Genomic DNA, 14,251 nt, shown 5'->3' with positions numbered 1-14,251 from the left:
AATGTAAATGGTAACGATAAGAGATAAGCTATCCCACCTGAGGAAGTCGGCTAGATGTGGTAAGGAAAAATAATGACCCCAGCGATTCAGTTAGCGAAGAAAAAAAAAGTCGTTCACACCATTCATCAATATGAACACGATCCAAGTAATGCTAGCTACGGTTTGGAAGCAGCGGAAGCATTAGGTCAAGATCCTAAAACGGTCTTTAAAACACTATTGTTTTGCTTAAACGGTGAAGAGAAGAACCTCGCCGTGGCGATTATTCCTGTTGACCAGAAACTGAATCTAAAATTGGCGGCGAAAGCAGCAAAAGCTAAGAAAGCGGATATGGCTAATCCTGATATTGCTCAGAAGACGACTGGTTATGTGGTTGGTGGTATCAGTCCTTTAGGGCAAAAAAAAGCTCTGCCGACGTTTATTCATAACAGTGCCACTGAGCTACCGACCATGTGCGTGAGTGCGGGAAAAAGAGGTCTAGAGATAGAACTCGCACCGCAAGACTTGGCGACACTGACTCGAGCTCAATTCGTCGATTTGTGCCTTGAAGCATAAATAGGATTCGAAATAAAAACGGCCTCTAATGAGGCCGTTTTACTAGAGATGAAGAATTCTCTATTAAGAATTTTGCGCTTCTTCTTCCATTTGAGCGTTGTCCACGATGTGGTTTTCACCCAAATCTTTTGGTAGCAGAAGGTTTAATAGGATAGCAACGATACCACACAAGCTTACGCCTTGTAGGCTGAAGTCGCCCACGCCGAAAGCCATGCCGCCGATACCAAATACCAATGTTACCGCCACAATCACTAGGTTACGTGACTTGTGTAGATCAACATGGTTCTTGATTAACGTGTTTAGACCTACTGTAGCGATAGAACCAAACAGAAGAATCATGATACCGCCCATAACTGGTACAGGGATTGTTTGTAGTAGAGCGCCTAGCTTACCAACAAGAGCAAGAACGATAGCTGTAATAGCTGCCCAAGTCATGATCACTGGGTTAAATGCTTTTGTAAGCATTACCGCACCTGTTACTTCTGAGTATGTCGTATTTGGTGGCGCACCTAGGAAAGCCGCAAGCATTGTTGCCGCTCCGTCACCGGCGATAGTACGGTGAAGACCAGGTTTCTTAATGTAGTCTTTGCCTGTTACATTAGAAATCGCCAACATGTCACCCACGTGTTCAACCGCAGGAGCAATCGCAACAGGGATCATGAATAGAATTGCGTTGATGTTGAACTCTGGGAAAGTGAAGTTAGGCATCGCTAGCCAAGACGCTTCACGTACAGGTGTGAAGTCAACAACGCCAAAGAATAGAGACAGAGCGTAACCCGCAATAATACCGCACACGATAGGGATTAGCTTGAAGTAGCCTTTTGCAAATACGCTTGCAACGATAGTCACAAGTAGTGATACACAAGAAATCCAAAGTGAAGCGTCGCCATCAACTAATTGGAAAGCGCCATCGCCACTTTTACCTAATGCCATGTTTACAGCAGCAGGTGCTAGACCTAGGCCGATAACCATGATTACAGGGCCAACAACGACAGGTGGAAGAATTTTATGAATAAACTCTACACCACGAATCTTAATAAAGCCGCCAAGAACAATATAAACTGCACCCGCTGCCACTAAGCCGCCCATAGTTGCAGCAACACCCCATGTTTGAACACCAAACATAATAGGAGCAATAAAGGCAAAAGAAGAAGCAAGGAAGATAGGAACAGAACGACGGGTAATCAGTTGGAAGAGTAATGTGCCGGCACCAGCACCGAATAAAGCAACGTTAGGGTCGAGTCCTGTCAGGAGAGGAACTAGCACTAACGCCCCAAATGCAACAAAGAGCATCTGAGTGCCTAAAATGGCATTTTTCATGGTATTTTCCCTGTAGCTAAACAAAATTCGCGGGATTCTATCACTTTTGCAAACGATTGCCATTTAAACTAGATCAATTTTTGTTACTTTTGTCATTTGCAATCGAGAGCAAAAGTAAAAGTTTGGAAACTTTTATTAGCCGCTACGAGTACTTGCCTTGCCCCATAAACGATAGTTGCTTATCATCAACTTTCAGAAACTTAGAACGTAGGAACAATATGCGCTATTTAGCTTTTTTGCTGATGGGATTAACGTCACTTCCAGCTTCTGCACTCACCACGGTAAATCTGTACAAAACAGATGTTGTTATTGACCAAACACAAGATGATGCAGATGCCAAAGCACGATCGCTGGGTATGCAAAACGTTATTGTTCGCGCAACGGGCGACAAAAACGCCGCAGATAACGAAGTTATTCAGAAAGCGTTGAATAAGTACAATCAATACCTCAACCAGTTTAGCTACGGTCAGACAAATGACGTTTCTACTATCACGATGCAATTTAGCGCGCCTCAAATCCGTTCGCTGATTACGCAAGCTCAGTTGCCATTCTGGCCAGAAAGTCGTTCCAACATATTAGTGTGGCTGGTAGAAGAAACGCCTTACGAGCGTGCGATCAGTTGGGAACACTCTGATTCAAAGATTTTGCGTCAATTAAAAGCTGAATCTTTGGCTCGTGGCCTTCCTATTACCGTCCCTGTGGGTGATTTCGATGATATTACTGGACTAGAAATTTCTGATCTGTGGGGCGGTTTCATTAAACCAATTAGTTTGGCAAGTGATCGTTATCCAACGGACGCGGTGTTGGTCGTAAAAGCTCAAGGCGATGATTTACGTTGGACTTTGTACGACCAAAGTGCCTATAACATGCTTCAATCACAGAAAGCTCCCATGACGGGTAGAGCATCTGGCGCTAACTCAGCAGCAGACATGATTGATCAAATTAGTGATTACTACGCAAATAAAAACTCAGTATTGATTGGTTCAGAATCGTCGCAAACAGTTTTAGCTGCCTTCGATTCAATCAAAAATGCTGACGACTTCTTCTCATTGGAAAAGCGTTTAAAAGCATTAAGTTCAGTGGCTTCACTAGATATTCTTAAAATCCAAGGGCAAGAGGTCATTTTTAATGTCCATCTGTTAGCGACTGAAGACGATTTTGAACAAGAAGTGCTGCGTATTGCTCAGGTTCAAAAAGGGAAAGAGGAAGTGCCTCAGCCTTCAGTAGAAGAAGATATCGTTGAGCCTGAGTTGTCGGTGACAGAGCCTCAAAACCCAGCAGTTGAAACAGTACAACCTTCAGATGTAAATGCGGTAGTTGGGGATGGAATGAGTCAGCCAAGTGAACAGCCTGTCATTACTGAACAAGTGCCAGTGGCAAAAACGCTACGATTTACTTGGTTAGATTAATCAGAGTAGTAAAATTTGGACAATGAAAAAGCCCCGACTGCGATTAGCATTCGGGGCTTTTTATTCACTCTTAAGAAGAATGTTACTCTTGATTGAATCTTTGTTTCTCTTGCTTTTCAACCACTGATAGCTTCGTCAATTTCAAACCTAACTCTTTACCACGATGCCTTGCGTAGAGAACATTGCCCATAAACGCCGAGAAAGTGAGGAGCAGTTCTACTGCTGCAAGCCAGCGTTCTCCATCGTCTACATATAAAATGGTGAATGCGTGCAGAAAGTACAGCATGAGAATAAAGTTCGCCCATGCGTGAGTATACGGTTTGCCTGATAATATGCCCGGCAAAGGCAGCAAGAGTGGTATCAGCCATGCTACCGTTAATGCTAGTGAGTTAAGGTGCGGGTGTGGTGATAGTTCCAATTGCCATAAAGCAATCCAAACAATTAAAGCTATGTTGCTCGTTAGAGCTAACCAGCGGAACTGTTTGGTTTTTGAGGTCATTTCAACGCTCATTCAATTTCCTTCAATGAGAAATGTCTTAAGAGACTTATCCTTTAAAGGGATACGTCTTTTAGTTGTCGCGCAATTTTAGCGAGACGTTTTCCAAGTTGACGCGCTAGCTCACTTTCATCATCAGAGAGTTTGCTGTTCATTTGAGAAACATGACTGGCTCCGTAAGGAGTGCCACCGGTTTCTGAAGTGTGCAGTTTCGGTTCAGAGTAAGGTATGCCCATAACCACCATCCCATGATGAAGCAAAGGAAGCATCATGGTTTGCTGGGTACTTTCTTGCCCACCATGCAAAGTGGAGGAAGAGGTAAACACACACGCGGGTTTATCTATCAAATCACCGTTTAGCCATAATGGGGTGGTTTGATCCCAAAAGTACTTTAGCGGCGCTGCCATATTGCCAAACCAAGCCGGGCTGCCTAAAGCCAAACCATCACAGCTTTTCAGTTCATCTAGCGTGATAAACGGGTCTTCTGCCATATGTTCGCTAGTGCTAATTTCTGGAACAGTTCGCAGAACGGCTTCACAATCTGGGATGCTGTTTATCCCCCGTGCTATCTGCCTAGCCAATGACTGAGTGCTGCCGTGTCGGCTGTAATAGAGTACAACCACTTTGGTCATCATAGAATTTCGAGAACTTGTTCTGGTGGACGACCTAAGCGAGCTTTGCCATTTGCCACAACGATCGGGCGTTCAATTAATTTCGGATTAGCAACCATTGCTGAAAATAGTTGGTCGTCAGAAAGAGCTGCATCACTTAAGCCTAGCTCTTTATAGATATCTTCTTTTGTGCGCATCATTGCTCGAACGTTGTCTAGGCCAAGTTGCGTATACAGTGTTTTCAAAAGATCGACACTTAAAGGGGCTTCTAGATATTTCACCACTTCTGGTTGAACACTATTTTCTTCAAGTAATGCCAGTGTTTCACGGCTTTTTGAGCATTTAGGGTTGTGATAAATCACGACAGACATAGTTTTTCCTTACTTTCTCTTTTTATTATTGAAGCGATAAGAATCGTTCTCTTTGTTCCATTAATTGATCGATACGAGCGTCATATCGCGCTTGTTCTAAACTGCCTAGTTTGGCGAGTTGACTGGCTTGAGTATAAAGCTGAATGGCTTTACTCCAGTTTGCCTGCAGTGCAAGTAACTCGGCTTGAGCGGCTAGATCTTCAGCCTGATTGCCATTACGGTTGTTGGCTTCAGAAAGCAGATGCCAACCGTTAGTGTCATTAGGGTTGTCATGCGTATAACGTTGCAACACGCGAACGGATTCGCCAAATTTCTGTTGTTTTAGCAAGACGTTGGCATAGTTCACCATCAGCACGGAGTTGTTAGGTGTTTGCTTAAGTGCCGTTTCCAATAAAGCTTGAGCATCGTTGAGGCGATCGGTTTCGATATATAGATCGGTCATGGCATCAATGTAGAAGCGATTATTGGCATCCGATTTCAGAAGTTTGGTGAGAATGGCTTCTGCTTTGTCATATTGTTTCGAGTCGAGATACACCAAGGCTTTGCCATACTCAAACGACACATCAAGTGCGGGAATGGTGGTTTTTTTCTGCGTGCGGGTAAACCAATCTAAAGCTGCTTCACTATCAATTCCCGCATAACGAGCGACTATTCGAGCGCGAGTAAGGTGGTAATCGAGATCGGGAGCAACGTTAACTACAGGGTAACTCTGAGCGCGCTCGCGACTGTCGGTAATACGGTCTTCTGGCAATGGGTGAGTTAACAGCATTGGCGGTGGTGTACTTGCATAGCGATATTCATCCGCTAAGCGGCCAAAAAATCGCGGCATTGCTCTGACATCAAACCCTGCTTTTGCCAGAGTTGAGATACCAAATCGGTCGGCTTCTTTTTCATTACTACGTGTGTAGTTGATTTGACTTTGCATATTACCGGCAGTGGTGGCTGTAATTGCTGCAATCCCCGCTTCCGGTGCGGCTATTGCGAGCAGCAATGAACCCGCCAATGCTGCCATTGTTGCAGGAGTACGACGAGCTTGATCTTCCATACTGCGCGCTAAATGGCGCTGAGTAACGTGAGCAATTTCGTGAGCAATAACTGACGCAAGTTCGCTTTCTGATTGAGCGTGCAGAAACAGACCGGAATGCAGAGCAACATATCCGCCAAAAAATGCGAATGCGTTGATATTACGATCTCGGATCATAAAGAAGGTGAACGGTGTTTTTACGTCGTCGGCGTTTGCAACTAATTTGTGACCAAGTGTGTCAATGTATTCATTGATCACTGGGTCATTCACAATCGGTTTGCTGTTTCTCAGCATGCGCATATAAGCATCACCATAAATCAACTCTTGATCTATGGTCAGAGTGGAACCTGCAACGGTACCAATGTCTGGAAGCTCTATATTATTGGCATAAGACAGCGAAGGTGCGCATAAGGCCGTTGATATACATAGGCAAACGAATGAACGAGTACGTTTTAACATCATGTTCTTTCTTGATACTCCAATATCATTTTCCATTAGGACATTGTCAGCTGGAAATGGTTTCCTAATCTCTGGCTTGAACCAACAACATCAAACTGATGTCCGTAGCTCATTACCCTTTTATCTCATAGATAAATACCGAACACTTTGTGACCCAGCAAGTTCGGATATTAAGAGTGGCACACAGTAGAAAAGCCGATACAATGTCTGCCATATATTAAGGATTGAGCCGAAGAATGGAACCGAATATTCTCGATTTACGTCAACAGCGATGTCCAATGGCATTATTACTTGCTAAACGTCACACTGCCCAGCTCAATGCTGGTGATTCGGTAACCATCCTGATTAGTGATTCAAGTTCATTCAAAGATATAGAAAGCTTCATGCTTAAGCAGGATTATCTGTGCCAAAGCGTTAAATGTGATGGTTATAACTCACTCACAGTTGTAAAGGAGACATCGTTACATGTTCGAAATGGTTAGTCGTTGGTATCAACGACGTTTCTCTGACCCGCATGCCGTAAGTTTGGTCGCCATTCTTTTCTTCGGTTTTATCATCATCTACTTTTTCGGACATCTAATAGCTCCTTTGTTGGTGGCTATTGTTTTGGCATATCTGCTTGAGTGGCCTGTTGCTCAACTTTGTCGCTGGAAAGTGCCACGAACTCTAGCAGTCATTCTCGTTATTTTGCTTTTTGTTGGCGTGATGCTGTTGGCTGTGTTTGGTTTAGTTCCAACTATCTGGCAACAGGTTGCAAATTTAGTGGCCGATATTCCTAAGATGTACAACGGCCTGCAAAAACTCATCGCAACGATTCCTGAACGCTTTCCTGAACTCGCAAATTTACAAATCGTTGAATCGATTATGAATAATGCGAAAGATAAAGCGATTGGTATGGGAGAGTCGTTGGTTAAAGGTTCTCTGGCTTCTCTAGTGAGTTTGGCAACACTCGGTGTTTATCTGATTCTAGTACCGCTGTTGGTGTTTTTCTTACTCAAAGACAAACGTGAAATGCTAAAAATGGCGAGTGGTGTCATGCCGCGCAACCGTAATTTAGCGAACAAAGTTTGGGTCGAGATGAACCAACAAATCTCAAATTATATTCGCGGTAAAGTTCTGGAAATCATCATTGTCGGTACAGTAAGTTACGTCACATTTGCGATTTTAGATTTGCGTTATTCCGTGCTGCTTTCTGTGGCGGTCGGTTTCTCTGTTCTTATTCCTTATATCGGAGCGGCTGCTGTCACCGTGCCGATTGCAATTGTTGGGTTATTCCAGTGGGAACTGACTCCGCAGTTTTATTATCTACTGATTGCTTACGGTATTATTCAGGCCCTTGATGGCAACGTATTGGTACCGATTTTGTTCTCTGAAGCGGTTAACCTCCACCCAGTTGCCATCATAGTTGCGGTATTGGTATTCGGTGGTTTGTGGGGATTCTGGGGAGTATTCTTTGCGATACCACTGGCAACTTTGGTGAAAGCGGTTTGGAACGCGTTACCAAGTAATGAAGAGCATCCACCGGCTCAAACTCAGTAGTTCATCAATAAGTTGTAAATTTTGTAAGCCCAAAAGTTTAATATTTTTGGGCTTTTTTGTTATTTGTGATTAGTATTAAACATGCGTCGGTTGCAATACATAAAACTAATAAAGATATTGCTTAAGTTATCATTTTTACTGTCGATAAAGTGATGAACATAACAAAAACCACAAGTGTGCAATGAGGGACGTATGAGATTTAGTCAAAAGATTGTGGCTGCATCATCGGTATTGTTGTTGGTGACGGCCTCTTTGCTGTCTATTCAGCAAGTAAGCACTGTTCGCAAGGAAGTGTCGAATTTAATTGGTGGTAGTTTAAAGGGGATGGCCGAAGGGGTTGCTGATACAGTAGCCGCCGAAATGGAAAGCAAAAAAGCATTAGCTCAATCCACAACTGATATTCTTCAGTTAGACCCAGAAAACCGCGACTACGTGAAAAATGTTCTGGAAACCAAAAAGCTCAAGGGAAGTTTTCTCGCTGTGGGCTTTGGTTATGATGTTGACGGAAAAGTCGTTGAAAACGATGATGGCTGGGAACCAGACAGCAGTTATGACCCGCGTAAGCGTCCTTGGTATGTTGATGCCAAAAGAGATGGCAAGTTAACTGTTACTGAGCCATACATTGACGTTTCGACTAAGCAGATGATCATCTCTATCGCTACGCCTGTTTATAACGAAGGTAAGTTTACAGGGGCAATGTTCTATGACATGCGTCTGAACAAACTTGCGGAGATGGTTAATAAGGTCAACTTATTTGATGCCGGTAAACTGTTCATTATTACTTCTGACGGTATGACTATCGCACACCCAAATGCTGAAAATAACGGCAAAAACATTTCTACTTATCTACCTAAGTTCGACGTAAAAGAAGGTGCTCAAACTATCGAAATTGATGGTAAGGAGTTCCTCATCGGTTTGACGTATATGCCGACTGAACACTGGTATGTTGGTGCCTTAATTGATAATGAAAAGGCTTTCTCAACCGTAGCTAAGTTAAGAAACAGTGCCATTATCTACACCATTATTGGTGTGGTATTAAGTATCATAATTTTGACAGTGCTGATTAAAGTTCTGATGCGACCTCTAAATACTCTTAACCATGCCATTAAAGATGTGGCTTCTGGTCAGGGGGATTTGACTAAGCGTTTGAGCACAGATACAGACAAAGAATTTGCTGAACTTGCGGTCGATTTCAACACCTTTACCGAAACGCTTCAGAGTCAGATCAAGCAGTCCAAAGCAATTGGCGAAGAGATCAAACGCGGCGCTGAACAAACAATGAGTAGTGTCCATTCATCTTCTGAAGCAATGCGTTCACAACTTCAAGAACTTGAGCAGCTTGCTACGGCTATGAATGAAATGGCGGCAACGGCTATGGAAGTTGCCAATAATGCTCAAGGCGCTGCTTCTGCGGCAAAAGATGCGGACGATGCAACCAAAGAAGGTTCAAAAGTTGTGGGTGATACCACTTCATCTATCGACATGCTGTCAGCTCGAATTGAACAGGCGGTAGAAGAGGTTCAAGGTCTTGAATCGGCAACAGCAAATATTGAAACCATTCTTAAAGTTATTAATGACATTGCAGACCAAACGAACTTGCTAGCATTGAACGCGGCAATTGAAGCTGCGAGGGCGGGGGATTCCGGTCGAGGCTTTGCTGTGGTTGCGGATGAGGTTCGTACGTTGGCGCAACGTACACAGCAATCTACGACTGAAATTCGAAGTATGATTGAGCAGCTTCAAGCAGGTGCGACTTCAGTGTCTGTTGCTATGAATGAGAGTAAAGCAACCGCAGTGGAGGCAGTAGGTAAAGCTCAGCTAGCGGATGCGGCGTTACAGAAAATACATGGTGCGATTCAGCATATCAGTGATATGAACATGCAGATTGCAGCCGCAGCAGAAGAGCAAAGCCTTGTTGCTGAGGAAATCAATAACAACACTGTGAAGATTAAAGACTTGTCGACTCAGGTATCTGAATCTGCAGAAGAAGCTAACATTGCAATGCAAGTGCAAACTGAAAACGTGCGCGAGCAAGATGCCATTCTTGGTAAGTTCATCGTGTAGTCTTTATTCAGATATTGAACAAAAAGGCCAGCGTTCGCTGGCCTTTCTTTTATCAAATGTTTGTTAAACAGTACGAGTTACGCCTGTTTTTCTTTTAAATAGTTCAGCACAACTTCGTGGTGATCTTTGGTTTTGAACTTATCAAAGACGTGTTCAATCAGCCCATTTTCATCAATAAGAAAACTGATACGGTGTAGACCGTCATACACTTTACCCATAAATTTTTTAGTACCCCAAACCCCAAATTGCTCCGCTACCTGATGATCTTCATCAGAAAGCAAAGTGAAGTTTAAGTTGTCGCGTTCGATGAACTTTCCAAGGCGAGTAACCGGGTCAATACTCACACCCAATACCACTACATTCAGAGCATCAAGCTCAGCTTTCACATCACGCATACCTTGCGCTTGAACCGTACAACCCGGAGTCATTGCTTTTGGGTAAAAATAAAACAGGATTTTTTTGCCAGCAAAGTCAGATAGGGTAACTTGGTTGCCATCTTGGTCTAAAAGTGAAAACGCCGGAGCTGGAGATCCTGCTTGTAAAGTATTCATTGTTCTTCCTTATTGACTGCTTTTTATAAAATTAAGAGAACCTTGTACATCAAGTGTTGTGCATAGTGCATCAAACTCTTCTTGAAGTTGCATTAGGTTATATTCTGAATCTACATGAGCGGTAATAGCGATATGGAACTGATCTTTCTTACGCTGCAGTTTATCTTTGTTGATGGTTTGAGCGCTGAGTGATGCCATACCGATGTTGCGGTCGGCAAAAAACTGAGTGAACTGTTCTGTTAACCCAAGGCGGTCGTCAGATTCCACATAAACTTCCACCACATAATCGTTTGATTGGTGATCATGGGGTGAAGTTCTCTTCATAATGGTGATCAAATCTTGTTCTTGCCCAAGTAGCGGTAGCGTTGTCTCTACTCGGGTAATGCTGTTGGCGTTGCCTGATAACAGCATAATCAAGGTGAATTCCTTTCCAAATAAAGCAATGCGACTGTCTACGATATTACAGCCGGATTGCGTAACTAATTTCGCGACTTGGTTACAAATGCCAGGTCGGTCAGTTCCTACTGCGGTGATCACAAGATGTTGAGTCATATTGATATTTCGCTTTGTTATTTTTTGGCATGTTAGCACAACTTTTCATTAAGTAACCCTAATGTTGTGGTTACTTTCCCCTTATTAAGTTCAGTGGTGGCATCGCTTTAGTGAACTTCTTTAGTGATGAAGGTTTTGCATAGGACACGATCACTCTGGTGAACCATTTTGCGATAGCCACTCCATAAATTAATTATAGAAACAAGCACTCAAGATACAGGCTAATTAAATATGACCGACCTCTAACAAGAGGAAGGATTGCTTATATACAATAGTCGATAAGACATAGAGTGGGCGAAAGGTCCAACATGTGATAAATATTCACTGATAAGGGGCATTTAGGCATTCTCAGCCTCTTGTGTTTTTCAACTCCCATGCAGTACCATGCAGAAAGCATTTAATTATGGAGATAGACATGTTTTCAGGAAGTATCGTAGCGTTAATTACACCTTTTACCCAAGATGGCGAAGTCGACTTTGTAAGTCTGAAGAAGCTTGTTGACTACCATGTTGACGCTGGTACCGATGCTATCGTTGCAGTAGGTACGACAGGTGAATCATCCACACTGACTATCGAAGAGCATGTCAAGGTTGTTGAAAAGGCAGTGGAGTACTCAGCTGGACGTATTCCTGTTATCGCAGGTACTGGAGCGAATGCAACTCACGAGTCAATTACCTTCAGCCGTCTTCTAAACAATACTGGTATTGCAGGTGTTTTAAGTGTGACTCCATACTACAACAAACCTACTCAAGAAGGTTTGTACCAGCATTACAAAGCGATTTCTGAACAGACTGAAGTGCCAATCATTCTGTACAACGTACCAGGTCGTACTGCGGTTGATTTGAAACCTGAAACGGTTGCTCGTCTAGCTAAGTTGGACAACATCGTTGCACTTAAAGATGCAACTGGTGATTTAAGCCGTGTAGCTCTTCACCGTGAACTTTGTGGTGATGACTTTATTCTTTTAAGTGGCGATGATGCGACCGGTCTTGAGTTCATTAAACTTGGCGGTAAAGGTGTTATTTCTGTAACCAATAACATCGCAGCTGCTGATATGGCGAACATGACTCACCTAGCGTTAGAAGGCAAATTTGACGAAGCTGAAGAAATTAACCAGCGCTTAATGCCTTTGCATAAAAATTTATTTGTTGAATCAAGCCCAATCCCAGTGAAATGGGCTGCGCATAAACTTGGTTTGATTTCTTTTGGTGATCTACGTCTACCTTTAACACCTCTTTCTGAACAAGCTCGCCCTGTTGTTGCCCAAGCAATGACTGAAGCCTGTATTTTTTAAGGCGCTTTCCATACAATGCCGAGGTGTTTTTACACCTCGGTGCATTTTAGGAGTTTCAATGAAGTTTACGTGTCAGCTAGTTATTAGTTCACTAGCTGTTTTGGTTTTAAGTGCATGTTCAAATTCGACTCATCGCCGTCAAGCCAAAGATGATTTTACCTACCTAGAGACGAAAAGCTTCAGTGAGTGGCAGCTACCAGAAGGAGCGGCTCCAGAGTTTTACCCTAATTTTGAAATCCCACAGGGCAACTATCATGGCGGCGTAGGCACAGCTGTTGATATTCGTCCACCTCAACAAGTTCTTGAATTAATTCCGGGTGCTCGTGCAGAACGTCAGAAAGGTGAAGTATCACTTTGGATGATCCGCAAAGAAGAGGTTGATAAGGTCTGGGATACCGTCTTAAAAGTGATTGCTGAACGCAATATCAAAACGATCGTTCAAACCGACTCTCGAATTGAAACTGATTGGGTTTCTTGGGTTTCAGAAGACGAAGATGTTGAATTAGGCGCCCGTTATGAAGTGACGCGCGTTGAAGCAAATAATCGTTATGGATTTAAAGTATCGCTGATTGATTGGCGTGAAGATGGCAAACAAATGCCTGTTTCAACAACCAATAAAGAACGCTACAACGCTTTGATGACTAACCTCGTGACAACTCGTTACGATTTAGAGCTTCGTGAAGAAGCGGCTCGTAAAGCTCAGGAGCTGGTTAAACAGATCCCAATCTCTATGGGTGCAGACCGCAGCGGTCTGCCAGTTATCATTGCTCGCTCTCCATACGATGTGCTTTGGCCACGATTGCCGAATATCTTGCCTCATATGGGCTTCACTATTGAAGAACGTAGCCAGTCTCAGGGTACAGTAAAAGCGAAATACGCGTCACCAGATGACGATTTCTGGCAAGAAATTGGCGTAAAACCAATTGAACTTAAATCAGGGACTTACACCTTCCTATTTGGTGATTTAGGTAACCGTACATCTATTAACGTTACTGACTCTTCAGGTAAACCTGTCGAAGAACAACTGTTGAAAGACATGGTTCCCGTTATTGCTGCGGTTGTAGATAAAAAATAACGTTGGTTCTGAGCAATAAAAATAAAGGACGCTAATGCGTCCTTTATTGTTTGTGGTTTTCGTCGCCGTGTTGCTGTTTATCAAGCTCATTCAGCTTATCTAAATCGCTTTTCTGCTTTTCTTGACCGTATTTCAAATTCGCTGTGTATTTCAACGCAGCAATATTGCCGATCACGACACTGATAATAACGATTGAGATAACCCACGGGTTAAAAAGAAACTCTATCATGCTGATTGCCGTTAGCGTGTACTGATGTTGGTGACGTACTGATTGTAAATCTTTGCCAGCTGTTGGCGCACGCATTCTTTACCCAAAATGGGCGCAGAATCCAGTTGTGCAGCCAACTGCTCTAAAGTTAGCGTTTTCAGGCAAGTATCAGCGGTGCTTCGATGGCTGATATGCCAAGGCTCAAAAGCCACGCCAGAGCCATTTTCTTGGTATGGAAAGAAGAAACCAAACTTAGCTAAATGTTCTTTTAGCCAAAGATAGAAATTATGCTGGTGGTCTTGCAAATATTCCCAAGGTTCAAGCTTCAAACCGCCCTCGCTGGGTAATGAGTTTCTATCAAACACATCGAAATCTGTTCCCCAATGATGACGGCTTGCACCAGGCAGAGCCGACCAGCGCAAAATAGCCGTTACTTTTTGTTCGTCACTCAGAGTGTGAGCCAGGATTGGTTGGCTGTTTTCATCAAGAATTGCAGCTTCACCTGACATTTTTTTGTTCCAAATGTTTAGCTGGCGCTCAAAGGAACGAAAGCCGCTGGCAATGTTCAAGTTAAAACCCGCTGTATCTGCTGCCTCTTTTAGTGACAGCAGATCAGCCCTAACGTCAGGGTGGACAAAAAATGTTTTCTGTCCAATCAACACTTCCGTTAAGTGGGATTCATTTTTTCCTGTTAGTTGCTCAGCGGTCATGCTCACGCGAATAGGT

Annotated in this window: 16 protein-coding genes; 7 read left to right on the top strand and 9 right to left on the bottom strand. The window is 43.3% G+C overall.

Features of this window, described 5'->3' with window-relative positions; translation table 11 throughout:
* Positions 1-72 precede the first annotated feature (72 nt).
* A complete protein-coding gene (gene ybaK / locus ACOSVQ_RS04800; protein ID WP_491981425.1) occupies positions 73-552 on the top strand; it encodes a Cys-tRNA(Pro) deacylase in 480 nt (159 codons plus the stop codon).
* Between the two features lie 63 nt (positions 553-615).
* Here the strand turns inward: ybaK and ACOSVQ_RS04795 are convergent, their stop codons facing one another.
* On the bottom strand, positions 616-1,872 hold the full coding sequence (locus tag ACOSVQ_RS04795; RefSeq protein WP_165312019.1) for a uracil-xanthine permease family protein: 1,257 nt from the start codon (positions 1,870-1,872) through the stop codon (positions 616-618).
* A gap of 218 nt (positions 1,873-2,090) precedes the next feature.
* On the opposite strand from ACOSVQ_RS04795, the gene ACOSVQ_RS04790 reads away from it, so the two are divergent.
* The gene (locus ACOSVQ_RS04790) at positions 2,091-3,281 is read left to right on the top strand and encodes a DUF8605 domain-containing protein (RefSeq protein ID WP_491981424.1); all 1,191 of its coding nucleotides are present in this window, start codon (positions 2,091-2,093) and stop codon (positions 3,279-3,281) included.
* 82 nt (positions 3,282-3,363) lie between these two features.
* Here the strand turns inward: ACOSVQ_RS04790 and ACOSVQ_RS04785 are convergent, their stop codons facing one another.
* From ACOSVQ_RS04785 to bepA, 4 genes are read right to left on the bottom strand one after another with little or no spacing between them, the layout of a single operon-like run.
* Positions 3,364-3,792 carry a DUF2069 domain-containing protein gene (locus tag ACOSVQ_RS04785; RefSeq protein ID WP_491981423.1) on the bottom strand — a complete coding sequence of 143 codons (429 nt, stop codon included), beginning with the start codon at positions 3,790-3,792 and terminating at the stop codon, positions 3,364-3,366.
* Between the two features lie 41 nt (positions 3,793-3,833).
* Positions 3,834-4,409, bottom strand: a complete 576-nt coding sequence (gene wrbA, locus ACOSVQ_RS04780; RefSeq protein ID WP_491981434.1) for an NAD(P)H:quinone oxidoreductase — start codon at positions 4,407-4,409, stop codon at positions 3,834-3,836.
* Positions 4,409-4,759, bottom strand: a complete 351-nt coding sequence (gene arsC, locus ACOSVQ_RS04775) for an arsenate reductase (glutaredoxin) (RefSeq protein ID WP_491981422.1) — start codon at positions 4,757-4,759, stop codon at positions 4,409-4,411. Before arsC ends, wrbA begins: the two co-directional genes overlap by 1 nt.
* Before the next feature lie 25 nt (positions 4,760-4,784).
* Entirely contained in the window at positions 4,785-6,242 is a 1,458-nt protein-coding gene (bepA, locus tag ACOSVQ_RS04770) for a beta-barrel assembly-enhancing protease (protein WP_491981433.1), read from the bottom strand.
* A gap of 236 nt (positions 6,243-6,478) precedes the next feature.
* On the opposite strand from bepA, the gene ACOSVQ_RS04765 reads away from it, so the two are divergent.
* The 3 genes from ACOSVQ_RS04765 to ACOSVQ_RS04755 all read left to right on the top strand — a co-directional run bounded on the left by ACOSVQ_RS04765 (position 6,479) and on the right by ACOSVQ_RS04755 (position 9,845).
* Positions 6,479-6,724 (top strand): sulfurtransferase TusA family protein, encoded by a 246-nt coding sequence (locus ACOSVQ_RS04765; protein WP_491981421.1) that lies wholly within the window; start codon positions 6,479-6,481, stop codon positions 6,722-6,724.
* Positions 6,708-7,781, top strand: a complete 1,074-nt coding sequence (locus tag ACOSVQ_RS04760) for an AI-2E family transporter (RefSeq protein ID WP_491981420.1) — start codon at positions 6,708-6,710, stop codon at positions 7,779-7,781. The genes ACOSVQ_RS04765 and ACOSVQ_RS04760 overlap by 17 nt, the downstream gene beginning before the upstream one ends.
* A 192-nt stretch (positions 7,782-7,973) precedes the next feature.
* Entirely contained in the window at positions 7,974-9,845 is a 1,872-nt protein-coding gene (locus tag ACOSVQ_RS04755; protein WP_491981419.1) for a methyl-accepting chemotaxis protein, read from the top strand.
* A gap of 77 nt (positions 9,846-9,922) precedes the next feature.
* On the opposite strand, the gene bcp is transcribed toward ACOSVQ_RS04755, so the two are convergent.
* Both bcp and ACOSVQ_RS04745 read right to left on the bottom strand, forming a co-directional pair.
* On the bottom strand, positions 9,923-10,396 hold the full coding sequence (gene bcp, locus ACOSVQ_RS04750) for a thioredoxin-dependent thiol peroxidase (protein WP_491981418.1): 474 nt from the start codon (positions 10,394-10,396) through the stop codon (positions 9,923-9,925).
* Between the two features lie 9 nt (positions 10,397-10,405).
* Positions 10,406-10,948, bottom strand: coding sequence for a glycine cleavage system transcriptional repressor (locus tag ACOSVQ_RS04745; RefSeq protein ID WP_491981417.1), 543 nt, complete (start codon positions 10,946-10,948; stop codon positions 10,406-10,408).
* Between the two features lie 415 nt (positions 10,949-11,363).
* Here ACOSVQ_RS04745 and dapA point away from each other — a divergent pair, with 415 nt between their 5' ends.
* Positions 11,364-12,242 (top strand): 4-hydroxy-tetrahydrodipicolinate synthase, encoded by an 879-nt coding sequence (gene dapA / locus ACOSVQ_RS04740; protein ID WP_491981416.1) that lies wholly within the window; start codon positions 11,364-11,366, stop codon positions 12,240-12,242.
* A gap of 58 nt (positions 12,243-12,300) precedes the next feature.
* Positions 12,301-13,317 (top strand): outer membrane protein assembly factor BamC, encoded by a 1,017-nt coding sequence (bamC, locus tag ACOSVQ_RS04735; RefSeq protein WP_491981415.1) that lies wholly within the window; start codon positions 12,301-12,303, stop codon positions 13,315-13,317.
* A 43-nt stretch (positions 13,318-13,360) separates the two neighbouring features.
* Here the strand turns inward: bamC and ACOSVQ_RS04730 are convergent, their stop codons facing one another.
* Positions 13,361-13,546 carry a DUF2897 family protein gene (locus ACOSVQ_RS04730; RefSeq protein WP_491981414.1) on the bottom strand — a complete coding sequence of 62 codons (186 nt, stop codon included), beginning with the start codon at positions 13,544-13,546 and terminating at the stop codon, positions 13,361-13,363.
* Between the two features lie 11 nt (positions 13,547-13,557).
* A complete protein-coding gene (locus ACOSVQ_RS04725; protein ID WP_491981432.1) occupies positions 13,558-14,235 on the bottom strand; it encodes a M15 family metallopeptidase in 678 nt (225 codons plus the stop codon).
* Between the last annotated feature and the right edge of the window lie 16 nt (positions 14,236-14,251).

This window comes from Vibrio sp. HM8-C (assembly GCF_058630515.1).
Note: the sequence above shows the minus strand (reverse complement) of the source record. Positions and strands in the feature narration are given on the sequence as shown.